The organism is Phytohabitans houttuyneae (assembly GCF_011764425.1).
Lineage (GTDB): Bacteria > Actinomycetota > Actinomycetes > Mycobacteriales > Micromonosporaceae > Phytohabitans > Phytohabitans houttuyneae.
This window is the reverse complement of record NZ_BLPF01000001.1, coordinates 2,576,400-2,600,497: the sequence shown is the minus strand read 5'-3', so window position 1 is coordinate 2,600,497 and position 24,098 is coordinate 2,576,400. Positions and strand designations below refer to the sequence as shown.

24 protein-coding genes, 2 tRNA genes and 1 pseudogene are annotated in these 24,098 nt (G+C 71.1%); 18 read left to right on the top strand and 9 right to left on the bottom strand.

Annotation, left to right across the window (positions count from 1 at the left end; translation table 11 throughout):
* Positions 1-874: 874 nt before the first annotated feature.
* From Phou_RS11470 to Phou_RS11460, 3 genes are all read right to left on the bottom strand, one after another.
* Complete coding sequence (locus Phou_RS11470; protein ID WP_173052344.1) at positions 875-1,168, bottom strand: hypothetical protein; 294 nt, start codon at positions 1,166-1,168, stop codon at positions 875-877.
* A 58-nt stretch (positions 1,169-1,226) separates the two neighbouring features.
* Complete coding sequence (locus tag Phou_RS11465; RefSeq protein ID WP_173056049.1) at positions 1,227-1,952, bottom strand: tyrosine-protein phosphatase; 726 nt, start codon at positions 1,950-1,952, stop codon at positions 1,227-1,229.
* 81 nt (positions 1,953-2,033) lie between these two features.
* Complete coding sequence (locus Phou_RS11460; protein ID WP_246273491.1) at positions 2,034-2,459, bottom strand: PRC-barrel domain-containing protein; 426 nt, start codon at positions 2,457-2,459, stop codon at positions 2,034-2,036.
* A gap of 232 nt (positions 2,460-2,691) precedes the next feature.
* Here Phou_RS11460 and cimA point away from each other — a divergent pair.
* Positions 2,692-4,282, top strand: a pseudogene (cimA, locus tag Phou_RS11455) (citramalate synthase).
* Here cimA and Phou_RS11450 read toward each other — a convergent pair.
* Complete coding sequence (locus Phou_RS11450) at positions 4,256-5,215, bottom strand: endonuclease/exonuclease/phosphatase family protein (RefSeq protein ID WP_173056048.1); 960 nt, start codon at positions 5,213-5,215, stop codon at positions 4,256-4,258. The pseudogene cimA and the gene Phou_RS11450 sit on opposite strands and share 27 nt — an antisense overlap.
* A 92-nt stretch (positions 5,216-5,307) precedes the next feature.
* On the opposite strand from Phou_RS11450, the gene Phou_RS11445 reads away from it, so the two are divergent.
* From Phou_RS11445 to Phou_RS11430, 5 genes are all read left to right on the top strand, one after another.
* Positions 5,308-6,231: a GNAT family N-acetyltransferase gene (locus Phou_RS11445; RefSeq protein WP_371872105.1), complete on the top strand. Its 924-nt coding sequence runs from the start codon at positions 5,308-5,310 to the stop codon at positions 6,229-6,231.
* 47 nt (positions 6,232-6,278) lie between these two features.
* Positions 6,279-6,839: an LLM class flavin-dependent oxidoreductase gene (locus Phou_RS11440; RefSeq protein ID WP_218578954.1), complete on the top strand. Its 561-nt coding sequence runs from the start codon at positions 6,279-6,281 to the stop codon at positions 6,837-6,839.
* On the top strand, positions 6,836-7,132 hold the full coding sequence (locus Phou_RS51020) for a hypothetical protein (RefSeq protein ID WP_218578943.1): 297 nt from the start codon (positions 6,836-6,838) through the stop codon (positions 7,130-7,132). Before Phou_RS11440 ends, Phou_RS51020 begins: the two co-directional genes overlap by 4 nt.
* Positions 7,129-7,533: a TIGR03668 family PPOX class F420-dependent oxidoreductase gene (locus tag Phou_RS11435; protein ID WP_173056047.1), complete on the top strand. Its 405-nt coding sequence runs from the start codon at positions 7,129-7,131 to the stop codon at positions 7,531-7,533. Before Phou_RS51020 ends, Phou_RS11435 begins: the two co-directional genes overlap by 4 nt.
* A 307-nt stretch (positions 7,534-7,840) precedes the next feature.
* Positions 7,841-8,866, top strand: a complete 1,026-nt coding sequence (locus Phou_RS11430; protein WP_246273490.1) for a glycoside hydrolase family 11 protein — start codon at positions 7,841-7,843, stop codon at positions 8,864-8,866.
* Positions 8,867-8,923: 57 nt separating this feature from the next.
* Here Phou_RS11430 and Phou_RS11425 read toward each other — a convergent pair whose 3' ends face one another.
* On the bottom strand, positions 8,924-9,550 hold the full coding sequence (locus Phou_RS11425) for an MBL fold metallo-hydrolase (RefSeq protein WP_173056046.1): 627 nt from the start codon (positions 9,548-9,550) through the stop codon (positions 8,924-8,926).
* 346 nt (positions 9,551-9,896) lie between these two features.
* Here Phou_RS11425 and Phou_RS11420 point away from each other — a divergent pair, with 346 nt between their 5' ends.
* From Phou_RS11420 to Phou_RS11390, 7 genes are all read left to right on the top strand, one after another.
* Positions 9,897-10,112, top strand: a complete 216-nt coding sequence (locus Phou_RS11420) for a hypothetical protein (protein WP_173056045.1) — start codon at positions 9,897-9,899, stop codon at positions 10,110-10,112.
* Positions 10,109-11,134 carry an AAA family ATPase gene (locus tag Phou_RS11415; RefSeq protein WP_173056044.1) on the top strand — a complete coding sequence of 342 codons (1,026 nt, stop codon included), beginning with the start codon at positions 10,109-10,111 and terminating at the stop codon, positions 11,132-11,134. Before Phou_RS11420 ends, Phou_RS11415 begins: the two co-directional genes overlap by 4 nt.
* Complete coding sequence (locus Phou_RS11410; protein ID WP_173056043.1) at positions 11,131-12,102, top strand: DUF58 domain-containing protein; 972 nt, start codon at positions 11,131-11,133, stop codon at positions 12,100-12,102. The genes Phou_RS11415 and Phou_RS11410 overlap by 4 nt, the downstream gene beginning before the upstream one ends.
* Positions 12,103-12,178: 76 nt before the next feature.
* Positions 12,179-13,138, top strand: coding sequence for a VWA domain-containing protein (locus Phou_RS11405; RefSeq protein WP_173056042.1), 960 nt, complete (start codon positions 12,179-12,181; stop codon positions 13,136-13,138).
* Between the two features lie 12 nt (positions 13,139-13,150).
* Positions 13,151-14,041 carry a S1C family serine protease gene (locus tag Phou_RS11400; RefSeq protein WP_173056041.1) on the top strand — a complete coding sequence of 297 codons (891 nt, stop codon included), beginning with the start codon at positions 13,151-13,153 and terminating at the stop codon, positions 14,039-14,041.
* A gap of 9 nt (positions 14,042-14,050) precedes the next feature.
* Positions 14,051-14,728, top strand: a complete 678-nt coding sequence (locus Phou_RS11395; protein ID WP_173056040.1) for a response regulator transcription factor — start codon at positions 14,051-14,053, stop codon at positions 14,726-14,728.
* Complete coding sequence (locus Phou_RS11390) at positions 14,728-15,939, top strand: sensor histidine kinase (protein ID WP_173056039.1); 1,212 nt, start codon at positions 14,728-14,730, stop codon at positions 15,937-15,939. Before Phou_RS11395 ends, Phou_RS11390 begins: the two co-directional genes overlap by 1 nt.
* Here Phou_RS11390 and Phou_RS11385 read toward each other — a convergent pair.
* On the bottom strand, positions 15,921-16,751 hold the full coding sequence (locus Phou_RS11385; protein ID WP_246273489.1) for a pectate lyase family protein: 831 nt from the start codon (positions 16,749-16,751) through the stop codon (positions 15,921-15,923). The two genes, Phou_RS11390 and Phou_RS11385, sit on opposite strands and share 19 nt — an antisense overlap.
* A 749-nt stretch (positions 16,752-17,500) precedes the next feature.
* Positions 17,501-18,520, bottom strand: coding sequence for a pectate lyase family protein (locus Phou_RS11380; protein WP_173056038.1), 1,020 nt, complete (start codon positions 18,518-18,520; stop codon positions 17,501-17,503).
* Between the two features lie 144 nt (positions 18,521-18,664).
* On the opposite strand from Phou_RS11380, the gene Phou_RS11375 reads away from it, so the two are divergent.
* Together Phou_RS11375 and arfB are read left to right on the top strand one after the other, a co-directional pair.
* Positions 18,665-19,330 carry a DUF1345 domain-containing protein gene (locus Phou_RS11375; protein ID WP_173056037.1) on the top strand — a complete coding sequence of 222 codons (666 nt, stop codon included), beginning with the start codon at positions 18,665-18,667 and terminating at the stop codon, positions 19,328-19,330.
* Positions 19,331-19,761: 431 nt separating this feature from the next.
* Positions 19,762-20,190, top strand: a complete 429-nt coding sequence (gene arfB / locus Phou_RS11370) for an alternative ribosome rescue aminoacyl-tRNA hydrolase ArfB (protein WP_173056036.1) — start codon at positions 19,762-19,764, stop codon at positions 20,188-20,190.
* On the opposite strand, the gene Phou_RS11365 is transcribed toward arfB, so the two are convergent.
* Entirely contained in the window at positions 20,153-20,992 is an 840-nt protein-coding gene (locus Phou_RS11365) for a 3-methyladenine DNA glycosylase (RefSeq protein ID WP_173056035.1), read from the bottom strand. The two genes, arfB and Phou_RS11365, sit on opposite strands and share 38 nt — an antisense overlap.
* Positions 20,993-21,015: 23 nt before the next feature.
* Between Phou_RS11365 and Phou_RS11360 the strand changes: the two genes are divergently transcribed.
* The 3 genes from Phou_RS11360 to Phou_RS11350 all read left to right on the top strand — a co-directional run bounded on the left by Phou_RS11360 (position 21,016) and on the right by Phou_RS11350 (position 22,102).
* Complete coding sequence (locus tag Phou_RS11360) at positions 21,016-21,792, top strand: fumarylacetoacetate hydrolase family protein (protein ID WP_173056034.1); 777 nt, start codon at positions 21,016-21,018, stop codon at positions 21,790-21,792.
* 77 nt (positions 21,793-21,869) lie between these two features.
* A tRNA-Gln gene (locus Phou_RS11355) sits at positions 21,870-21,938 on the top strand.
* Positions 21,939-22,029: 91 nt separating this feature from the next.
* Positions 22,030-22,102: transfer RNA gene (locus tag Phou_RS11350), tRNA-Glu, on the top strand.
* A gap of 1,270 nt (positions 22,103-23,372) precedes the next feature.
* Here Phou_RS11350 and Phou_RS11345 read toward each other — a convergent pair.
* Positions 23,373-24,059 carry an IclR family transcriptional regulator gene (locus Phou_RS11345; protein WP_173056033.1) on the bottom strand — a complete coding sequence of 229 codons (687 nt, stop codon included), beginning with the start codon at positions 24,057-24,059 and terminating at the stop codon, positions 23,373-23,375.
* Positions 24,060-24,098 lie beyond the last annotated feature (39 nt).

Here is a 24,098-nt window from a genome sequence, read left to right as displayed (position 1 = left end):
CAGGGAGACGCTCCGCCGCGCCCACAAGAGATTTGGGCTACCGCGATGTCCGCGGTGGTCCGGACCGTTGCTCCCGCGGCCTCACCCTCCGCGGTCGAGGACCTTAGGTCCTCGCGCGCCCGACCGGTCCGCGACCGGCAGGGCATCAGCCCGGTCTCCGATCGGCGCGGGTCGACAGGGGGCGCTTTCTCGCCACGGACGGCGGCCCGGCTGTGCATCCAGGTGGCGCAATGCCGTGGTGGTGCAGGCTTTTGGAGCTGGGCGCAGCAGTGCGCCCAGCTTGGGATGCTCCCGCCGCCTCACCCTCCGCGCTGTCGGGGACCTAGATCCTCGTGCGCCGGTCCGCGACGGCAGGGCATCAGACCGATCCTCGATCGGCGCGGGTCGACTGCGGTTTTGGGGTGCGATATGGCGATCAGTTTGCCCTTGCGGGGCCGCTTTCTCACCGCGGACGGCGGCCCGGCTGTGCACCTGTCGAGGATCCAGGCGGCGCATTGCCGTGGTGGTGGAGGCTCTGGAGCTGGGCGCAGCAGTGCGCCCAGCTTGGGATGCTCCCGCGGCTCACCCCGCCAACCGTCCGGACAGTGCGGACATCGCCATGGCTCGGGCTTGATCCGGGGGTGCAGCGCGGGGATCAGTCCTTGATCCAAGGGCGGGCTGGGCCGTCCGTGGCGAGAAGGTGCCCCACGGGGCGACCCATCGCGACGATCGCGTCCAACCACCGGCAGCCCTGCGGCTGATCAACGAACCGCCGCCCGCCGCTCGCGGGGGGCGAGGCATGGTTGCAGCCAGCGACGATCAACCGGCGCCAGCTGCCGCTCGCGTCGTGGACGCACCCCCGCGCGGGATGGGCTGGCGCGGTCTGGGTGGCGGCTCAGGGGCGGGGCCAGCCGTGGTCGAAGATTGGGTAGCGGTCGGCCGTGGGTAGGGACGAGGCGTGGAACACCGCGGCGTCCAGGCCGAGCGAGCCGTCGTCGTCCGGGTCCTGCTCGCCCCGCGGCGCCCACTCGATCGCGAACGCCTCGCGGAGGCGCAGTGCCACCGCGTAGGCGACCTCGGGCACGGCGGCCAGGTCGATCGTCTCGCCGCGCAGGGCCAGCTGGGCGTGCAGTTCACACGAGATGGCGTTGCGGAGCCGGGCAACCTCCGCCGGGATGTCCTCCGTCATACGCCCACCGTCCCACGGTCATGGTCGGGTGAGCGGGTGGGAAGTCACACAGCGCGGGTCAGGACAGCAGGTGGGTGCGCATGGACTCGAGCTGCTCGGGCTTGAGGCCGGCGGCCAGCAGGTAGCCCTCGGCGGAGCCGTGCCGCTCGCGGAGCTCCTTCAGGAAGATGAGCATCGCCTCGGCGGGTGACGAGAAGTACGGCTGGGGGATGCGCTGCACCTCGACCTTGCGGCTGCGCAGGAAGTCGGTGAACCGCGTGGCCGCCTGCGTGCTCAGCGCGTAGTCCGTCGCTATGTCCTCGTCGCTCACGCCGAGCACCGACAGCGTCAGCGCGCACACCACGCCCGTGCGGTCCTTGCCGGCCACGCAGTGCACGACGACCGGGGCGAGGGCCTCGTCGGCGATCACGCCGACCGCGGCCGAGATGCCGGCCGCACCCTGCTCGGCAAGGTCGTAATAGCGGTTGGCTAGGTAGCGGGCGACGCCGATCTTCTCCTCGTACGGGATCTCGTCCCAGTCCTGGTGCTGAGGGTGGATGTGGCGGTAGCCGAGCCCCAGGTACTCCGGGACGCGGCCGTCGCGGGCGACCTCGTGCGGGCGGCGCAGGTCGACGACCGTGCGGACGCCCAGCGCGGCGAACGCCTCGGTGTCGCCGTTGTCCAGGCGGTGAAGCGAGTCGGAGCGGTAGAGGCGGCGCCACCGGACAGTGCGTCCCTCGTGGCCGAGGTAGCCGCCGACATCGCGGAAGTTGAAGGTGGTCGTGAAGGGCAACGTGCGATCCACTTCGCCACCGTAACCCGAGACGACAACCGGGGCGCCCCTGGTGAGGGGGCGCCCCGGCCCTTCTAGAGGGAGGGAACCGATCTAGTGCATCCCGCCGTAGTACGAGCCGAGCTTGTCCCGGTAAACGGGGTCCGTGTACGTGTTCTCATCGAACTCGGGCGCGGACTTGATCTCGTCCTTCGTCCGATCCACGTACACCTTGCGGTCCTCGTGGTCCGTGTTGTTCACCACGCCGGCTGGCAGCATGACCTTCTTGCCGAAGATCCACGGGCCGGTGTCGACGACCAGGTAGCTGGCGCTGACCTCATTGCTGCAACGGTCGATCTTGCCGATGCTGCCGTCGGTAGCCTCCACCTTGTAGCCGACGAGGTCCGTGCCGGTCACGCCGGCGTCGTCGCGGTACGTCCACGGGTCGAACGCCCGTCCCGGCACGGCACCCGGCATGGCGCCACCGAGCTCGTTCGGGTTCGGGGGCTGATACGGGGTTTGGGGATCGTGCCTGTTCACGGTTATCACTCCTTCCGACACCGGAGGTACCCACATCGAGGGTCACCTAACCCGGCGACACGGGTCCCGAGATGTGGACCTTGCTTTCCAAACGTGCCGGACCGGTGGCAGAGTGTTGGCGTGACCCACCTCGTCCTCATTATTGGCACCTAGCGCGCCGGCCCCCTCACGCCGAGCGCGCAGACCTCCCGCGACCGCGGGGGTCTTTTTGTTGGATCAGGAGGCAAGAGCCATGACCTTCCAGGTGTACGACACCACGCTCCGCGACGGGGCGCAGCGTGAGGGGATCAGCTACTCCGTCGTCGACAAACTCGCCGTGGCCAAGCTGCTCGACGAGTTTGGCGTGGGCTTCATCGAGGGCGGCTGGCCGGGCGCCATGCCCAAGGACACCGAATTCTTCGCCCGCGCCCGCAGCGAGCTGCCACTCAAACACGCCGTCCTGGTGGCGTTCGGCGCGACCCGCAAGGCGGGCATCGCCGTGGCCGACGACCCCCAGGTGCGCGCCCTGCTCGACGCCGAGACGGCCGCCGTCTGCCTGGTCGCCAAGTCGGACATCCGCCACGTGGAGCGGGCGCTGCGCACCGACGGCAAGGAAAACCTCGCCATGGTGCACGACAGCGTGGCCCACTTCGTCGCCGAGGGGCGGCGGGTGTTCCTCGACTGCGAGCACTTCTTCGACGGCTACCGCCACGACCCCGCCTACACCGCCTCGGTCGTATCCACCGCCCTTGAGGCCGGCGCCGAGGTCGTGGTGATGTGCGACACGAACGGCGGCATGCTCCCCTCGCGCGTGACCGCCGCGATCGGCGAGCTCGTCGAGCGGCTCGGCGTCGGGCCGGAGCGCCTCGGCATCCACTGCCAGAACGACACCTCCTGCGCGGTCGCCAACACGATCGCCGCCGTCGAAGCGGGCGTGAAGCACTTCCAGTGCACCGCCAACGGGTACGGCGAGCGCCCCGGCAACGCCGACCTCTTCGCCGTCGTCGCCAACCTCCAGCTCAAGCTCGGGCTGCCCGTCCTACCGGACGGCTGCCTGGAACAGACGGTGCGCGTCTCGCACGCCGTCGCCGAGATCGCCAACATCGCCCCGACACCCACCAGGCTTACGTCGGGCCGCGGCATTCGCTCACAAGGCGGGGCTGCACGCGAGCGCGATCAAAGTGGACCCGGTGCTGTACAACCACATTGATCCATCCATTGTGGGCAACGACATGCGGATCCTGGTGACCGAGATGGCCGGCCGGGCCAGCATCGAGCTCAAGAGTCGCGAGCTCGGTCTGGACCTGGCCGGCCATCCGGAAGCCCTCTCCGCTGTCACGCGCCGGGTCAAGGAGCTGGAGGCGCGCGGGTGGTCGTTCGAGGCCGCGGACGCGTCCTTCGAGCTTCTCGTCCGCTCGGAGCTGCCGGGTGAGAGCACGGCGAAGCCGTTCGCCCTGGAGTCGTACCGCGTGCAGGTCGAGCACCGCGAGGACGGCGCGGTCGTCTCCGAGGCCACCGTCAAGGTGCGGGTGCGCGGCGAGCGGGTCATCGCCACCGCCGAGGGCAACGGCCCGGTCAACGCCCTCGACGAGGCGCTGCGGGTGGCGCTGCGCCGGCACTACCCGGCGCTTGCCCACTTCGAGCTCGCCGACTACAAGGTGCGGATCCTCGAGGGCTCCCACGGCAGTGGCGCGGTCACGCGGGTGCTCGTCGAGACCGCCGACGGTGGCGGCCGCGACTGGACCACGGTGGGCGTCCACGAAAACGTTGTCGAGGCGAGCTGGCACGCGCTCGTCGACGCGCTCACGTACGGGCTGTCACCCGCCCAGATCAGCGCGCGGTAGCGCCAGCTCCGCGTAGACCGGGCGGTGGTCGCTGCCCGGCAGGCGGAGCACGGACACGTCGCGTACGCCGACGCGGCGGTCCACCAGCACGTGGTCGATGGTGACGGGCGGGATCCGATCGCCGTCATACGGCCCCCATGTGCCGGTGAGCCCCGCGCCGGCGGCGTCGGCCGCGTCGCGGTAGCCGGAGTCGATCAGCCGGCGCAGCGGCGCGTGGTCGAGCGTGGCGTTGAAGTCGCCGGCGAGGACGCGCACCGGCCCGCTCGGCGTGGCCCGCGGCTGCGCGTCGAGATCCCGCTCCCAGGCGCGCAGCTGGCCAAGCGAGTACGGCGCGGCCGGGTGCACGGACTCCACTGTGGTAGGTGCGGCGCCGGGCGCGGTCAGCGTGCCGTACGCCTGCGTGAAGCCGCCCGGGTTCTGCCGCACGCCGGTGGCGGTGAGCGGGTAGCGGGAGTACAGCCCGGAGCCCTCCGTGCCGGCGATCGGGTTGAGCCGCCGGTGCGGCAGCAGAGCGGCCAGCCCCAGCGCGTCGAGGCGGGCGGCCGCCGCGGGCGTGAACTCCTGCACCGCCAGCACGTCCACCTCGCGCTCGCGCACGATCCGTACGAGCGTCTCGGCGTCACCCGCGCCGGCGAGCAGGTTGGCGGTCAGTACGCGGAGGGTGGGGCCGTCGCCGCCGGCCGGGCCGCCGATCGCGCGCGGCACCACGACCGCGACAAGCGCCACCGCGGCGACGGCCGCCACGCCCGCCGGCCACCAGCGCCGCAGGGCGAGGGCGAGCACCAGGGGGCCGAGGCTCCACGCGGCGGCGTACGGGGTGAAGGCGAGCAGCTGCACGAGCGGCCCGCGCTCCACGCCGAGCAGCCGCACCGCGGCCCACAGCACGCCCGGCACGGCCACCGCCCAGCAGAGCACCGTCAGCCATCTCGCCATGCCCTGACGGTAGCCACGGTGATCGACAGGGGCGTGACGGAACCGGGTAAATCGGTTGTAGGGGGTGTGGGGGTTCTGTGCAGACTGTGGTCTTGACTGAGAATCTGACGATCCGGCCGATCAGCGGGCCGGACGAGCTGAGCCTTTTCAACACGCTGCCCTACGTCCTGAACGAGGAGTTGGAAGACGACCTCGCGGCCGGGCGGCGGCAAGCCGCGTGGATGTGGGTCGCGGTGCGAGGTGACCGTGTCGTGGCACGGATCGCCTGGTGGGGGAGGGAGTCGGAGCCCGTACCCCTGCTGCTCGATATTTTTGATCTTGATGATGCGGCGCCGGACCGGCGGGCGGTGGGTGAGCGGCTGGTCGCCGCGGCCATGGCCGCGGTCGTGCCCGAGGGACAGACGCCGCCGGAGTACCTGCGCATGGTCCCGCCGGACTGGCACGACGACCCGGTGCCGGTGCAGGAGCGGCTGGCGATCCTCGCGGACGCCGGCGCGCGGCCGCTGGTGGAGCGGCTGCGGTTTGAGTGGCGGCCGGGCACGCCGCTGCCCGAGCCGCGCGGGCGGCTGGCGTTTCGACCGGTGCGCGACGAGGGCGAGATGATCGACCTGATGACCGAGGTGCTGGAGGGCACGCTCGACGGCCACAGCCGCAACGACCTGCGCACGATGTCACCGCGCGAGGCGGCGCGCAGCCACTTCGACGGGGAGCTCGCGCACTACCGCAGCCCGCGCGACTGGTGGCTGGTGGGCACGCTGCCGGACGGGGAGCCGGTCGGCTTCGCGTGCCCGGCGCGCAACGAATACGGGCCGATCGTCGGCTACATCGCGGTGCGGCCGGGCCACCGCGGCAAGGGCTACATCGACGACCTGCTCGGCGAGGCCACGCGCTTCCTGGCCGGCCAGGACGTGCCACGCATCCGGGCCTCGACGGACGTGGGCAACGTGCCGATGGCGCGCGCGTTCGAGCGGGCGGGGTTCGCAAACTTCGAGCGCGTGGTGACGATGATCTGGTGAGCCGGTACCGGCTCGCGGGGCCTGCCCAGCGCGTACGGTGAGACCTTGTGGACATAGCGATCGGGCTGCCGAACACGTTGCACATCAATGGCCAGGATGTTGTCGAGTGGGCGCGCCGCGCGGAGGCGCGGGGGTTCAGCTCGCTGGCGACGATCGACCGGATCGTGTACCCGTCGTACGACTCGCTCACCGCCCTCGCGGCCGCCGCGGGCGCCACCTCGCGGATCCGGCTCTTCCCTGACATCCTGCTCACGCCGGTGTACCCGCCGGTGTGGCTGGCCAAGGCGACGGCGAGCCTCGACGCGCTCTCCGGCGGGCGGTTGACGCTGGGGCTCGGGGTGGGCAACCGGCCGGACGACTTCGCCGCGATGGAGCGGCCGGTCGAGCGGCGCGGCAAGCTGATGGACGAGACGCTCGACCTTCTCCACCGCGCCTGGGCCGGCGAGAGCGTGACCGGCGACGAGCATCCGGTAGGCCCCGAGCCGGCGGCGGGCAACCGCGTGCGGGTGCTCATCGGTGGCAGCTCGGACGCGGCGGTGCGGCGCACGGTGGCGTACGGGAGGGTTGGACCGCGGGCGGGGCGAGCCCCGACCGGGTCGGGCCGATGATCGCGAAGGTACGGCAGGCGTGGCAGGAGGCGGGGCGCGAGGGCGAGCCGCGGATCAGCGCGCTCGTCTACTTCGGACTCGGCGACGCGGAGGTCTCGATGGGGTCGCTGCGCCGCTACTACTCGTTCCTGCCGGACGGCGGCGAGGGCGTCGCGGTCTCGGCGTTGCGCTCGCCGGACGCGATCCGCGCGGCGGTGCGCGCGTTCGCCGACGTGGGGGTGACCGAGCTGGTCCTCGACCCCACCGTGCCGTCGGTCGACGAGGTGGACCGGCTGGCCGACGTGGTGCTGTGACGCCGGCCCGCGCGCGCTTCGCCGCCGCCCGCGTCGCGACACTGGCCACGGTGGACAGTGCGGGCGCGCCGCATGTGGTGCCGGTGACGTTCGCGTTGGACGGCGACACGGTGTGGTCGGCGGTGGACGCCAAGCCCAAGCGGAGCCGCGCGCTGCGCCGGCTGGACAACATCCGCGCCAACCCGCGGGTGAGCCTGCTGGCGCAGCACTGGGACGAGGAGTGGTCGGCGCTGTGGTGGGTGCGCGCCGACGGCCTTGCCGTGGTGACCGAGCAGGCGCCGGCGGTGGACCGCGCGGTGCGGCTGCTCCGGGAGAAGTACGCGCAGTACCGCACGGTGGAGCTGCCCGGCCCGATCATCGAGGTGACCGTCCGCAGGTGGCGCGACTGGAGTGCCTCGTAACCCCCGAAATGTTTCCGAAACTTTCGGCTGCGGCTCACGTGATCCACATTGGGTCTGCCGCGTGCTTGGGCCCTGGTTCTAGCAGGTACAGGGGTACTTTCCCGGTTAAGGTTTCGCAATCGTTCCGGGAACTGTTGACAATGTGACGAGCCCGAAACAATACTGTGCCATCGACAGGCATTAGCTGCTGTCGATCCAGGTCACCCACCAGACCTGGTCCTCATGTCGTCGACCGGCCATCCGGCGCGTCCTCAGTGGCGCCACCGGGCCGCCGCCTTGCCAGCGCTCACGAGGAGGAAGCACGAAGATGAACGACGCCCCTGCCCAACCTGGTCGCCGCAGGCGCGGCCGCACCAGGATGCTCATCGGCGCCGCCTGCGCCCTGGTGCTGGCCGTCGGCGGCACAACGGTCGCGACAAACGCGTACGCCGAGGCGGACCGGCAGGTCTGCTCGAACACTACTGGCACGCACAACGGGTTCTACTTCTCGTTCTGGAAGGACAGTGGCGACGCCTGTATGACGTTGCGCGAGAATGGCCGTTACTCCAGCTCTTGGAGCAGGAGCACGAACAACTGGGTTGGCGGTAAGGGTTGGGCCACTGGTTCGCGGAGGACGGTCAGCTACTCCGGTACGTACAACCCGGGTAACAACAACACGTACCTGGCCTTGTACGGGTGGACGCGGAACTCGCTGATCGAGTACTACGTGGTGGAGAACTTCGGCAGCTACAACCCGAGCAGCGGCGCCCAGCGGCTCGGCACGGTCACTACTGACGGCGGCACCTATGACATTCTGCGCAGCCAGCGGGTGAACCAGCCGTCGATCGATGGCACTGCCACGTTCTACCAGTACTGGAGTGTGCGCCAGCAGAAGCGCAGCAGTGGCACCATCACCTTCGCCAACCACGTCGACGCGTGGGCGCGTGCTGGTTTGAACCTCGGCAGCAGCTGGGCTTACCAGGTGATGGCGACCGAGGGCTACCAGAGCCAGGGCAGCTCCGACATTACCGTCCGCGAAGGCAGCAACCCCAACCCGAACCCGACGACCTCCGGTCCCGGAAACCCGGGCGGCAGCTGCTCGGTAAGCGTCACCCGCGGCCAGGAGTGGACCGACCGCTTCAACACGACGTTCAACGTCACCGGCGCCAGCAACTGGGTCGTCACCATCCGCACCAACGGCGGCCAGAGCCTGCAAAACAGCTGGAACGCCTCGGTCAGCGGCACCAGCGGCACACTGACCGCGCGGCCCAACGGCAGCGGCAACAACTTCGGCATCACGCTTTATAAGAACGGCAACAACACCACACCAACCGCGACCTGCGCCACGGGTTGACACCCGGACAGCTGACATGAGGCGCGGCGGCCACTGGCCGCCGCGCCTCCGCGCTTTTCAGAGGTCGACGGTCCCGCCGACGGGGATCCGCGAGTACTCGGTCCCGCCCTTCAGGTCGTGCCAGCGGTCGATGATCTGCTCGCCCTTGTCGCTGAGCATCGCGTCGTGGATGGAGTGCGCCCGTGCCGGCCCCACGGCCCGTACGAACTCGATGCCCTCGGCCAGCTTCAGCCACGGCGCGCTGGTCGGCACCAGCAGCGTGGTCACCGGCACGTCCGGTACGAACAGCGAGTCACCGGGGTGGTACACGCCCTCCACGACGAACCCGACGTTGGCGCAGCCGGGCAGCCCGTCGTAGATCTCCGCATGCGCGCCACCCACGACCCGCACCGCGAAACCGCCCGCGTCGAACTCGTCGCCGCTGGCCACGGTCACCACGGCATCGCCGAGCTTTTCCAGCTGGGCGGCCACGTCGGCGTGCGCGTACACCTTGAGGCCGGCGTTGGCGAGCTGGGCCGCGGCGAGCTTGTCGACGTCGACGTGGTCGAAGTGCTCGTGCGTGATGAGCACGTGCGAGACCCCTTCGAGCGCGGCGCCCTCACTCCAGATGCCCGGGTCGATCACGAGCCGCCGGTCACCGTCGTCGAGGCGCACGCACGCATGCGTGTACTTGGTCAGTCGCATGATCCGACCCTAACGCGGTGGCAGAAAGCCGACGTTCTATGGGACATCGCAACGGGAACGGTCCACGAGGTCGCCGAGGTGGAGGCGGCGAGAGCGTGGCGAGGGTGACCTGATCGCTCCCTGGAGGGTGAGGCGCCGGATGCGTCTCCGGCCCCCGCCGCGCGCAGCTGCGCGATCTGTTGGATTCCTGAGGAGTTCCTTCGCCGTCTTCGGCTGTCTTTCGGCCGTCCCTGATGACATGGGGCATATGCGGGCGCCCGTGGTGCTGCCCCCAGCTGACGGAACACGGGCGCCCGTACGGAAGCGCCGGCTTTCTACGGCGAGGTTCGACGGAGGGAACGGATCAATGCGGATCAAGACAATCGTGGGCCTGAGCTTCGCCGGTGCGGTCGCCGCGGTCGCGGTGGCCGGTGGGGTGGCGTACGCCGCCGACGACACCGGTGGCGCGGGCACGACGGTCAAGATCGAGCAGGGCGGTGCAGGGGTCGGCGGGTCGGCCGAGGACTGCCCCGAGAAGAACGGCGGCAGCGACGGTGGCGCGCCGGCGCAGGAGAACCTGTGACCGAGAACGCGCTTACCCTCGCCGACCTGGAGGCGACGCCGCCGCACGTGCAGCTCGAACAGGCGCTGTTCGAGGTCAAGCGGGTGATCGTCGGGCAGGACCGGCTGGTTGAGCGGCTGCTGACCGCGCTGCTGGCGGAAGGGCACTGCCTGCTCGAAGGCGTGCCCGGCGTGGCGAAGACGCTCGCCGCGCAGACGCTGGCGACCGCGGTGGGCGGGAGCTTCAGCCGGATCCAGTTCACGCCGGACCTGGTGCCGTCGGACATCGTCGGGACCAGGATCTACCGGTCGTCGAAGGAGACCTTCGACGTGGAGCTGGGGCCGGTGATGGCCAACCTCGTCCTCGCCGACGAGATCAACCGGGCGCCCGCCAAGGTGCAGTCCGCGCTTCTGGAGGCGATGGCCGAGCGCCAGGTCTCGATCGGCGGGCGGTCGTACCCGGTACCCGATCCGTTCCTGGTCCTCGCGACCCAGAACCCGATCGAGTCCGAGGGCGTCTACCAGCTGCCGGAGGCACAGCGCGACCGCTTCCTGATGAAGGTCGTGGTCGACTACCCGACCGACGAGGAGGAACTCGGCATCCTCTACCGGATGGGCACGAAGCGGCCGGAACCGCGCACCGTGCTCGACCCGGTGCGACTTCGGGCGCTGCAGGAGCTGGCGCGGGGTGTGTTCGTGCACCACGCGCTCGCCGAGTACATCGTGCGGCTCGTCGTCTCCACGCGGCAGCCGGAGCGGTTCGGCGCGGGAGACGTGAGGTCGCGGCTGGCGTACGGCGCGAGCCCGCGCGCCACGCTCGGGCTTGTCGCCGCCTCGCGGGCGCTGGCGCTGCTGCGCGGGCGCGACTACGTGCTGCCGGCGGACATCACCGACCTGGCGGTGGACGTGCTTTCGCACCGGCTGGTGCTGTCGTTCGACGCGGTCGCCGACGGCGTGGGCGCGGACACCGTGGTGCGCCGGCTTGTCGAGGCCGTGCCACCGCCGCAGATCGCACCCCATCAAGCCGAAAAAGCAGCGGCATGAACGAGGGGTACGCGTCCATCCACGACCTTGCCCCGGAACGGCGGCTGCGGCGGCTGGAGCTCACCATCACCCGGCGGCTCGACGGGCTGCTGCACGGCCAGTACCTCGGCCTGCTCCCCGGAGCGGGCAGCGAGCTGGCCGGCAGCCGGGAGTACCGGCCGGGCGAGGACGAGGTGCGCCGCATGGACTGGGCGGTCACCGCGCGTACGACGGTGCCGCACGTCCGCGAGGTCGAGGCGGACCGCGAGCTGACCACCTGGCTGCTCGCGGACGCCACGCCGAGCATGGACTTCGGCACGGCGGAGATCGAGAAGCGGGAGCTGGCCGTGGCGGCGACCGCGGCGGTCGGCTTCCTGACCGCTGGCTCAGGCAACCGGCTCGGCGCGCACCTGCTCGGCGTGGAGTCGATCCGGCGCTACCCGGCCCGCACAGGTCGCATCCACCTGCTCGGCCTGCTGCGCACGCTGCTCGCCGTACCCCGTGTGGGTGAAGGAGTCCAGCCACCCGCGCTGGCCGAGGCGATCGCTGGCCTGCGGCGGTCGGCGCTGCGGCGGGGTCTTGTGGTCGTGGTCTCGGACTTCCTGGACGGCCTGCCGGAGTCGGACGACCCCGAGGCCCGGCCGGAGTGGGAAGAGGAGCTGCGCCGCGTGGCGGTACGGCACCAGGTGCTGGCCGTCGAGGTGACCGACCCGCGCGAGCTGGAGCTGCCCGACGTCGGGCTCATCACGCTCGTCGACCCGGAGAGCGGGCGGCGGCGCGAAGTGTCCACAGGCGACCGGCGGCTGCGGGAGCGGTACGCGGCGGCGGCCGCCGTCCAGCGGGAAACCGTGCGGCGGGCCCTGCGCCGGGCCGGTGCGGCACACCTTCCACTTCGGACGGACCGGGACTGGGTGGCCGACATCGTGCGCCACGTGTACGCCCAGCGCCGCCTCGCGATGGCGGCAACACCGAAGAGGGGTTCAGCGTGAGGGAGCGAAGCGAGCGAACCATTGGGCACAGCGTGTCAAGTGGCTCACGCCCGCCCGCAGCGAAGCGAGGACGGGTATGAGTTTCGAGAGTCCGGTGCGGCTCTGGCTGCTCGTCGGCGTAGCAGCCATAGCCGCGCTTTACCTGGTGCTGCAGCGTCGCCGCAGCAGGTACGCGGTGCGCTTCACCAACCTGCGCCTGCTCGACCGGGTCGCGCCCAAGCGCCCGGGCTGGCGGCGGCACGTCGCGGCGACGCTGTTCCTGGCGATGATGGCGCTGCTGGTGGTCGGGTTCGCCCGACCGACCGACGACGTGCGGGTGCCGCGCGAGCGGGCCACGGTCATCGTGGCGGTGGACGTGTCACTGTCCATGTTGGCCACCGACGTGGCGCCGGATCGCCTGACCTCGGCCAAGACCGCGGCGCGCGACTTCGTCGAAGGGCTGCCCGAGGAGTTCAACGTCGGGCTGGTCGGCTTCGCCGGCAACGCGTCCGTGTTCGTGGCGCCGGTGACCGATCGGGAGGCCATGTACAACGGCATCGAGCGGCTGGAGGAGGGGAGCGCGGGCGAGCAGGGTACGGCGATCGGCGAGGCGATCTACGCGGCGCTGGGCTCGATCCAGTCGCTGGACGCGGAGGCCGCCGAGGAGCCGCCACCGGCGCGGGTCGTCGTGCTCTCCGACGGCGCCAACACCGCCGGGCGCGACCCGGACGAGGCGTCGCAGGCGGCAACCTCGGCCGGGGTGCCGGTGGACACGATCGCCTTCGGTACGGAGTCCGGCGCCATCGAGGGCCCCGGCCGGAGCATGAGCGTGCCGGTGGACGGCGAGACGCTCGAAGCCGTGGCGCAGGGCACCGGCGGCACGTACCACCAGGCCGGCAGCTCGGACGAGCTCCGCGCGGTGTACGAGGACATCGGCAGCTCGGTCGGGTTCACCACCGAGCGGCAGGACGTCTCGGCCCGCTTCATCGGCGTCGGGCTGGTGCTCGCGCTGATGGCGGCGGCCGCCTCGATGTTCTGGTTCTCGAGAATTCCTTAGTGGAGGGTGGCCATGACTGACCTACGAGGACTCGGAGAACCGCGCGGGCCGGGCTTCATCTCTCCGGAGCTCGATGCTTGGGGCCAGCCGCGCCCCGGCGTACCCGGTGGTGCGGCCGCGAAGGGTGACCCGGCGCGGTGGCCGCGCATGCTGCTTGCCGGCCTCGCCGTGGTGGCGGTATCCGCGGCGTCGGGCGCGATCGCCGGCGGCGTGGTGGCGGACGACGACGAGGCAACCACGGCCTCGGCGACGCCGCCCGCACCCGGGCCGGCCACGAGCGCACCGCCGCCCGCCGCCGGTGGCGTGCCGGGTGACCTGGTCGGCGCGGCCGCGACCGCGCTCGCCGGCGTCGTGCAGGTCCGGGTGGGCAGCTCGGGCGGCTCCGGTTTCGCGGTCGACGACCAGGGCCACATCATCACCAACAACCACGTGGTCGAGGGTGGCGGCTCGGTGACCGTGGTCGGCCCGGACGGCCGGCGGCTGCCGGCCGAGGTGGTCGGCCGCGACCCGGGAAGCGACATCGCGGTACTGCGGGTGGATCCGTCGTCCGGGCTGCGCCCTCTCGCGCTGGCGCAGCCCGGCAGCACCCGGGTCGGCGAGCCGGTGCTTGCCGTCGGCTCGCCGCTCGGGCTCTCCGGCACGGTCACCGCGGGGATCGTGAGCGCGCTCGACCGCCAGGTCCGCCTCGGCAGCTCGGGTGCCCGGCGCAACGCGATACAGACCGACGCCTCGATCAACCCGGGCAACTCCGGCGGCCCGCTGGTGAACGCCCGCGGCGAGGTGGTCGGCGTGAACACCGCGATCGCCACTCTGGAGGGCAGCGGCAACATCGGTATCGGCTTCGCCATCCCGATCGAGCAGGCCCAGCAGGCGGCTGAGCGCATCATCGCCGGCGGCGGATAGCGTTCAGCCATGCGCCTGCTCGTGGTGGAAGACGAAGAAGACCTGGCCGAGGCCGTGCGCCTCGGCCTGGTCCGCGCCGGTTACGCGGTGGACGTGGCCGGCGACGCGGCGCAGGCGTACGACCGTTTGGCCGTCAACGCGTACGACCTGATGCTGCTCGACATCAACCTGCCCGACGCCGACGGGTTCGGCGTGTGCCACGCGATTCGGCGCGGCGAGGTGCCCGTCGAGGGCGGCGCGGACCTGCGGGTGCTGATGCTCACCGCGCGCGGCGCGCTGCACGACCGGGTGCGCGGGCTGGACGAGGGGGCCGACGACTACCTGGTGAAGCCGTTCGCGCTGGCGGAGCTGCTCGCCCGCGTGCGCGCGCTGCTGCGCCGCGACACCGGCGGCGGCACCGCCGTGCTGGAGGTGGGTGGCATCCGCCTCGACGTGGCCCGGCACGAGGCGAGCGTGGCCGGCGAGGCGCTGCACCTTACGCCCAAGGAGTTCGGGGTGCTGGAGTACCTGATGACCCGCCCGGGACATGTCGTCCCGGCCGAGGAACTGCTCGAGCACGTGTGGGACGAAAACGCCGACCCGTTCACCCAGACCGTGCGGGTGACGGTGGGCACGCTGCGCCGCAAGCTCGGCGGTGACGCCATCGAGACCGTGGTGGGTCGCGGCTACCGGTTGAAGGAGTCGTAATGCGTTTTGTCCGCACGATTCGCTTCCGGCTCACGGTGCTCTACTCCACGCTGCTGTTCGCGCTCGCCGGCGGCGGGCTCGCGGTGACGTACGTGGCGGTCGAGCGCACCACCGACCCCAAGCCGATCACCCAGTCGTACGAGGCGAAGACCTACAAGTACGGCCAGTTCACCGGCACGATGACGGTCGCCGAGGTGGACGAGATCGAGTCGGCGGTCAACTTCAGCACGCTGGAGACGCTGCGCAACTACTCGGCGATCGCGCTCGGCGGCCTCTTCGTCGCCAGCCTGGGCATCGGGTGGGTGCTGTCCGGCCGGGCGCTGCGGCCGGTGGGGGCGATCGCGCGCACCGCGCGGGAGATCCAGGCCACCGACCTGTCCCGCCGCATCCGGCTCAGCGGCCCGCGGGACGAGCTGCGCGACCTCGGCGAAACGATCGACTCGATGCTCGACCGGCTGGACGAGGCGTTCCGCGCGCAGCGGCAGCTCATCGACGACGCCTCGCACGAGCTGCGCAGCCCGCTCGCGGTGATCCGCGCCAACCTGGACGCCTCGCTGATGGACGCGCCGGACGCCACCGAGCCGGAGAAGCAGCGGGCGGTCGCGGTCATCGACCGGGCCACCACGCGCATGTCGCGGCTCGTCGAGGACCTGCTGGCCACCGCGCGGCGCAACGCGGTCGCGCTCGCCGACAGCGACGTGGACCTCGGCGCCGTCGCGCGCGAGGCGGGGGAGGACTTCGCGGCCATCGCCGCGGACCGCAACGTCCATATCCGGTACGACGTGCGCGGCGACCTGATGCTCATCGGCGACCACGACGCGCTGCGCCGGGCCGCCGGCAACCTTCTGTCGAACGCGGTGCGCCTGTCACCCGAGGGCGGCACGGTGGCCGTGGGGACGGGGCAGGAGAGCGGGTGGCTGTGGCTGGCCATCGCCGACGAGGGGCCGGGGATCTCCGACGACGACCAGCCGCGCGTCTTCGACCGCTTCTGGCGCGGCGCGCATCCGTCCCGTGACCGCCGTACCGGACTCGGCCTCGCCATCGTGCGGCAGATCACCGAGTCGCACGGCGGTCACGTGTCGGTCTTCTCGACGCTCGGGGCCGGCAGCACGTTCGTGCTGTGGCTGCCGGCCCGGGACCGCACCGACGACGCTCCCGCGCCGTCGGTGTCGCCCCTGCGCTCACCTCCGGATCAACTGACCTTGCCGTAGCCGGCGCCGGCCCGCACGAGGCCGGGGACGCTGGCGGCGCTGTCCATCGTGTACGAGTAGTAGGTGCGCGGCTCCACGACCGAACCGGCCGCCTCACAGGTGCCCGAGTTGACGAACGTGTTGCCCCGGTGCACGAGCCGTCCCGGCCCGCTGTCGGCGTACCCGCTGGCGGAGAAGCACGGGAACGGCACGTTCTCGAAGTAGTTGTTCTCCACCACCGCGCCGGCCTGCTGTACCGAGGCGACGCCGTAGAGCTCGTTGTTCAGGAAGTAGTTGTTGAACACGTGCACCGGCTCGCCGAAGCGGATGCGCGGGTGGCGCTGCCGGCTGTTGTCGAAGAAGTTGTGGTGGATGGTCACCTTCAGGTGGCCGATGTCGGTGGAGGCCGCCCCGTCCGAGTGGCTGATCAGCATGCTCTTGTCGGAGTGGTCGAAGTGGTTCCACGACACGGTCACGTAGTCGGCGCCGCGCACGATGTCGATCGAGCCGTCGACCGCGCCGGAGAAGGAGTTGTGGTCGATCCAGATGTGGTGCGACTCCTGCCCGACGTTTACCGCGTCGTCCTCGGCGTTGGTGAAGCGGAGGTTCCGCACGATCACGTTGTACGAGCGGTAGAAGTCCAGCCCGCCGCCGTTGATGTGGCCCGAGGTGCCGACGCCGATGATCGTCTTGTTCGGCCGTACCCCTTGCTTGCTCGTGATGTTGATCTGCCCGGCCACCCGGATGATCAGCGTTTCCGTGCTGTCGATGTAGTCCAGGAACTCCGTCGCGTTCGTCGCTGTGACCGTGCGCCCGCCGGCGCCGCCGGTCACGCCGTTCTGCCCGAGCGCGTTCAGCGAGGCGAACCCGATCGGCCCGCCGCCCGGCGCCGGCGGAGGAGTCGTCGGGGCGGCGTGGTCGGGGCGGCGTGGTCGGGTTGGCGCTGCTCGGCGGCGGGGTGGTCGGCGTCGCGGCCGTGTCCACGGAGACGTCGTCGAAGTTGGCCGCCGTATAGAAGGTGGCGACGCCGACCCCGCCGGCCGCGAACGCCGTGTCCGTGGCGCTCAGCGCGGCGCTGCCGTTGACCGTGGAGCGCAGGGTCGAGCCGGCCACCTGGAGGCTGACCGTGTAGGTGGTGCCGGCCGAGACCGTCAGCGAGCCCGAGGCGAGCGTGGTGGCGGTGCCGTTGACGAGCTTCTTGAGCTCGACGGTGTTGTTGGAGCGCAGCGCCACGTAGTAGTAGCTGGTGGCCGACTGCGCGCGGGCGAGCACGGCGGCGAAGCGGTTGCTGCCGCTGAACGCGGTCGGCTTCACCTTTGCCGTGACCGTGTAGTCGGTCCAGCTCGCCTGCCCGGCCCGCGCGCGGGCGTCGCTGCTGGTGCCGGACTGCCGCAACAGCTGCGAGCCGTCAGCGGCGACCGCCCAGGTACCGCCGCTCGTGGTCCAGCCGCTGCTGTTGCCGTCTTCGAAGTTGTCGCTGAACAGCGTCGCCGCCTGCGCGCCGCCGGCGGTGAAGGTGACGGCGGCTACGGCGAGAACGGCCGCCGCGGCCGGGACGATGATGCGCTTCATGGCGGGCACCTCAGATCTTTCCGACGCCGGCGCCGGCCGGGACGACCGTGGGGACCGTGGAGGCGGGACCCGCCGTGTACGGGTAATAGGTGCGCGGGTCGGTCACGGTGCCGCGTACCTCGATGGCGTGGTTGCAGGCGACGAGGATGTTGTCCCGCTGGAACATGCGGCCGAGGTCGCCGCTGAAGTCGACGCGTCCGGGGTTGTTGACGCTGTAGAAGTAGTTGCCTTCGGCCCAGACGCCGGAGTCCATTGTCGACGCGATGCCGTAGCTGTTGTCGTCGTAGTAGTTGTTGTAGACGTGCACGAGCGGGGAGAAGCGCACGCGCGGGTTGCGCTGGTCCGAGCCGTCGAAGAAGTTGTGGTGGTACGTCACGCGCAGCCGCCCGCGGTCCTGTGCGGCGTTGTCGTCGTCGTGGCCGACCAGCAGCGTCTTGTCGTGGTCGAAGAAGTGGTTCCACGAGACGGTGATGTAGTCCGAGCCGCGCTTGATGTCGATCGCGCCGTCGTCGCCGTTCGAGAACGTGCTGTGGTCGATCCACACGTGGTGGCTGTACATCTGCACGTTGATCAGGTCGTCGGTCGCGCCGGTGATGTGCACGTTCCGGATGATCACGTTGTGCACGGCGTTGGCAGGCGGGCTCGTCACGTCGTCGTCGACCGGTACGCCGATGTTGAGGCCGCCGCCGACGAGGCGGGCGTTCGCACCCACGCCGATGATGGTCTTGTCCGAGGTCACGTTGTGCATGCCGTCGCTGTTGCCGGTGGGCAGCGTGATCGAGCCGGTGATCTGGATGACGTACGGGCCGGGGCGGGCGATGTAGTCGAGGAACTGCGCCGTGGTGGTGGCCGTGACGGTGGGGCCGCCGGCGCCGCCGGTGGTGCCGTTCTGGCCGAGGGCGTTGACGGCGGCGAAGCCGATGGGCGCGGTGTCGGCGGCCATGGCCGGGGCGGCGGGCGTGACGGCGGTGAGGCCGGCCGCGACGAGCACGGCGGCGATGGCGGGCCGGAGCACGGTGGCTCGAGGCATGCGGGGTCTGCCTTTCGTGCGGGAAGGCGAGGTGGCAGACCCTCGTGACGTGGGGAGAGGCGCCCCTGGCTGGAAAGCGCTTTCCGGTCACGATAGAAAGCCGTAACAGGGTTGTCAATCGGTCATCGCGTACACAATGGACGCGTGAGTGATCAGCCCCCGGCCTGGAAGCGGCCCCACCAGGGAGAGCATCGCTGGCCGGTCGCGCTGGCCATCGCCTTCGCCATCCTCCTGCAGTTTCTGACCCCACAGGACCTGGCGTTCGACCCGAAGTGGCTGCTGCCGGCCGTCGAGGTCGCGCTGCTGCTCGGCGTGCTGGTCGTCAACCCGTTCCGGATCGACCGCGAGTCGGCCGTGCTGCGGATGCTGGGGGTCGCGCTGGTCTGCGTGGCCACCGTGGCGCTGCTCTGGTCCACCGGCCGCCTCGTGCTGGTGCTGGTCCGCGGCGAGGACGAAGACCCCGGCAACGTGCTGCTCAGCGGCGCCGTCATCTGGCTCACCAACGTGATCGTCTTCTCCATCTGGTACTGGCTGACCGACCGCGGCGGCCCCGCCGCCAGGGCCAACGCGCGCAAAATCCAGCCGGAGTTCCTCTTCCCGCAGATGACCACGCCCGACCTCACCCACAGCGAGTGGCGGCCGCTCTACGTCGACTACCTGTACCTCGCCTTCACCAACTCCACCGCCTTCAGCCCGACGGACACGATGCCGCTGGCTCGGTGGGCAAAGCTGGCGATGACGGTGCAGGCGTGCATGTCGTTCCTCATCGTGGTCCTGGTCATCGCCCGCGCCGTGAACGCCCTCAACTAGCGCAACGCCGCTCCCGGTGGCCAGCGCCCGCGGCCTGGCCCTGCGCGCAGGGAATTCGGAGCTGCTTGCGCCGAGTCGATACGCAGGGACGGCCGCGTGGCAGTGCTGCACTGTGGACACACTCGCGCTCGTTGGGAGGTGTGGCGCTGCTTCTCGTTGTCGCATCTCTATCAGCTGCGTGGAATAGCGCTCCGAACTCCGCGCCTGCCCCTGCTCTAATGCCGGCTACTCCGAATGGTTGGGCGGCACAAATCGCCCATAGGCGCTGCTCAGGCCATGTTCGATGTGGGGGCGACCCCGAGCGGGTGCGACCAGCGGCAGGGGTCAGGTTAGTCGGCGCTGAACGTGAAGCGCGCAAGCGACGGCGCGGCGTGTTCCTCGATCGGCGTCCACGCCTCACGCACATGCCGACCGGGCGCTTTACTAGGGGGATGAACGACCTGCGCGTGAGCGACCGCCTCCTCATCCCCGGCGGTGAGCTCCGCGAGCGCTTCTCCCGCTCGTCCGGGCCGGGCGGGCAGGGCGTCAACACGACGGACAGCCGGGTGGAGCTGTCGTTCGACGTGGCCGGCTCGCCCGCGATCCCGGCCGACCTGCGTGCGCGTGCCCTGGCGCGGCTGGCCGGGCGGCTCGTCGACGGGGTGCTCACGATCGCGGCGAGTGAGCACCGGGCGCAGCTTGCCAACCGGGAGGCGGCGCGGGAGCGGCTGGCCGAGCTGCTGCGTGCGGCGATTGCGCCGCCACCGCCGCCGCGGCGTCCCACCAAGCCGAGCCGCGCGGCCAAGCAGCGGCGCCTGGACGACAAGCGGCGCCGCTCCGCGATCAAGAAGAGTCGTCGAGACGATCGAGGGCAGCAATGAGGCGGGCGCGCAGTGGTGCCGCGCGGTCGGCGAAGGCACGCTGAGCTCGCGCGTACTCCTGCCGCCCCTCGGCGGTCTCCACCCGCACCGGCTCGTAGCCGAGGGCGGCCAGGTCATAAGGGCTGGCGCGCATGTCCAGCGCCCGGATGTCGCGGGCCAGCGCGAAGGCGTCCGCGACGAGTTCGCTCTCCACGAGCGGCGACAGCTTGTACGCCCACTTGTAGAGATCCATGTTGGCGTGCAGGCAGCCCGGCTGCTCGTTGTCGTGCTGTGACTCGCGGCTCGGCTGGATGAGGTTGAGCGGGCGGGCGGCGGGCGTGAAGAAGCGGAACGCGTCGAAGTGGCTGCACCGCACCCGGTTTTCGTCCACCACGCGCGCCGTCTCGTCGGGGGAGAGGCGCAGTGGCACCTGCCCGTGGCGTACCCCCTCGGTGCGGTAGACCATCGCCCACTCGTGCATCCCGAAGCACCCGTAGTTGGGCGGCCGACTCGCCGTCCGCTCGATCAGCGTCCTGATCCACTCGACCGACCGGCGCTTGGCGATCGTGGGGTCGAGGGTGACGCCTGTGCCGGCCGTGATGTAGTCGCGGTCTGGCTCGCCGCCTTCGAGGACCACGCCGGCGCCCGGGTGCCAGCGGCGCAGCTGGGCGGGGCGAAACGAGTAGTACGTGAACAGGAAGTCCTCGACCGGGTGCTTGACGCCGGCCCGGCGGCGGGCGAGGTGTGGCGCCAGCCACGCGTCCACGCGCGCCTCGTGCGCCGCGCGGCGCGCTTGCCACTCGGTGGCGTCCAGGACCTGCACCGGTCCAGGGTAGGTTGGCGGTTGTGCGTATCGCTCGTTTCGTTCATGCCGGTGGGATGTCCTTCGGCGTCGTGGAGGGCGACCCCGACGGGCTGACGGTCGCCGAGATCGAGGGCCACCCGTTCGGGCAGATCTCGTTCACCACCCAGCGCTGGGCGCTCGCCGACGTGCGGCTGCTGTCGCCGATCCTGCCGAGCAAGGTGGTGTGCGTCGGGCGCAACTACGCCGATCACGCGGCCGAGCTGGGCAACGAGGTGCCGAAAGAGCCGCTGCTCTTCCTCAAGCCCTCCACGTCGGTGATCGGGCCGCGCGACGCAATCCGGCTGCCACCCCAGTCCAAGCAGGTCGAGCACGAGGCCGAGCTCGCGGTGGTCATCGGCCCGCCGGGCGCGCGGCGCGCCGACCGGGCGGCGGCCGAGCGGGCGATCTTCGGGTACACCTGCGCCAACGACGTCACCGCCCGCGACCTGCAGAAAGCCGACGTGCAGTTCACGCGCGCGAAGGGCTTCGACTCGTTTTGCCCGCTCGGCCCGTGGATCAGCACCGGCCTCGACGTGAGCGACCTCGAGGTGCGCTGCGAGGTCAACGAGGAGGTCCGCCAGCTGGGCCGCACCAAGGACATGGTCTTCGACGTGCCCACCCTGGTCTCCTACGTGTCACACGTCATGACCCTCCTGCCCGGCGACGTGATCCTCACCGGCACGCCCGCGGGCGTGAGTCCCATCACGGCCGGCGACACGGTGATGGTGCGGGTCGAGGGCATCGGTGACCTGGCCAACCCCGTCGTGGGGCTCGACTGACCGCGCGGGTCGATTTGGGTGGGAGCCGTCCAGTCGGGTAGAGTTCCCCTCCGGTACGGCCCGATGGGCACGTGCCAATGGGTATGGGGTAATTGGCAGCCCAACTGATTCTGGTTCAGTTAGTCTAGGTTCGAGTCCTGGTACCCCAGCAGCCGTTGTCCGTGAGGACGCCGGTGCTGGCCCTCTGGTAGAGTTCAGCACCGTTGTCCGATAGGGCAGCGGAGCAAAGAAAGTCCTGGCCCCGTCGTCTAGCGGCCTAGGACGCCGCCCTCTCAAGGCGGTAGCGCCGGTTCGAATCCGGTCGGGGCTACATCTGGCGAGGCCCGCACACAGGTGCGGGCCTCGATCGTTTTCAGAGCCAGGATTTGCCCGCGTCCGCGTCACCTGCGGACCGCATGCTCCCGCGGGCACCGCTCCGGTCGGCGGCGAGCTTGGCGCTCGCCGAGATCCCCGACCTCCGCTGCCGGCTCCGCGCGACAAGGACAACCCCGACAGCGCAGTGCGGCCGCGGGTCAGCGGCACATCGGCTGACCGGATGGCGGCCACCGCCCGGCCGATCAGCGAGAGCCTTGTGCCGTCGCCGAACGTCGCGTCGCGACCGGCGAAGCGCCCACGCCGTCGAGGAAGAGCAGCGACACAGCCAAAGCTAGGCCAACCAAGTCGCCGGAGGCCATCTCGGGGCGGCTGGCGAGCCCGGACGGCCTTGCCACGGCGCGCCTTCCAGCGGGCAGCCACGGTGATGCGCTGTGGCCGGCCGGCGCCGCGTTACCACGGCGTGCTTTCCGGCGGGCAGCCACGGCGACGCCCCGGTGGCCGACCGCACGGCATTGCCACGGTGCGCCTCCGACGGGCACGCGCGGTGATGCCCCTGTGGTCGGCCGGCGTGGCGTTGCCGCGGTGTGATCGCGGCGCGGCCGCAGTGATGCCCCGTGGCTGGCCGGACGGCCTTGCCACGGCGGGCCTTCCGACGGTCAGGCGCTCGGCGATGCCCTGCGGCTGGCCGGCGTGGAGTTGCCACGGCGTGCTTCCGGCGGCGGCAGGGTGATGCCCTTTTGCGGGCCGGCGTGGCGTTGCCGCGGCGTGCTTTCCGGCGGTCGGGCGCGGTGATGCTCCTGTGGCCAGCCGGACGGCATTGCCATGGTGTGCTTCTCGGCGGGCGGGCGCGGTGATGCCCTGTCGGTCCACCACGGGCAGCCCCCGCCGGGTCCAGGACGCGGCATCGCCAACGTCATCGCCCGCTCCACCGCCGGGTTCATCGCGCTGCTCGGCGGTTGCCCGGCGTGGCGTTGCCCTGGCGTGCCTTCCGGCAGACGGGCGCGGTGATGCGCTGTGGTTGGCCGGTGTGGCGTTGCCACGGTGTGCTTTCGGCGAGCGGGCAGGGTGATGCCCTTGTGGTGGGCCGGTTGTGGCTGGCCGGCGCGTGGGTCTGGCGCCGATCCCGGGTTGGGCTTGTCGCGCGGAGTCGGCAGCGGAGGTCGGGGATCTCGGCGAGCCCTGGCGAGCCGCCGACCTCCGCGTGGCCCGCGGGAGCGTGCGGTCCGCAGGTGACGCGGACGGGGGTAAAGCCGCTCGAAGGATCCTCAGAGGCCGCTCAGGCGCTGGCCGGCGCGCACGACGGCCATCGCGTGGCGGTCGCCGGGGCGGCGGCCGAGGCGCTCTATCGGGCCGGAGACGCTGATCGCGGCGATGACGCGGCCCGTGCGGTCGCGGATCGGGGCGGAAACGCTTGCCACGCCGGCCTCGCGCTCGGCCACGCTCTGCGCCCAGCCGCGGCGGCGCACCTCGGCCAGCGTCCGGCCGGTGAACTTGCACCGCGGCAACAGTGGCATCACAGCCTCGGGCGGCTCCCAGGCGAGCAGCACCTGTGCGGCCGAGCCCGCCGTCATCGGGAGCACCGCGCCCACCGGCACGGTGTCGCGCAGGCCACTCGCGCGCTCGGCGGCGCCCACGCAGATGCGCTCGTCCGCGCGGCGCAGGTAAAGCTGTGCGCTCTCGCCGGTCGCGTCGCGCAGCGCGGCCAGAAGTGGCTCGGCGGCGGTCAGCAGGACGTCGGGCGCGGCGTTGGCCAGCTCGCCCAGACGCGGCCCGGGGCGCCACCGTCCCTGGGTGTCACGCACCAGCATCCGGTGGATTTCCAGTGCTTGCGCAAGCCGGTGCGCGGTGGCCCGGGGCAGCTTGGTGCGCTCGACGAGTTCGGCCAAGCTGGCGCCGTCGACACATGCGGCCAGGATGACCACCGCCTTGTCGAGAACGCCGACACCGCTCATACTGTGTCCCACAAGCCGAAACATACCTCCCAGAATTTA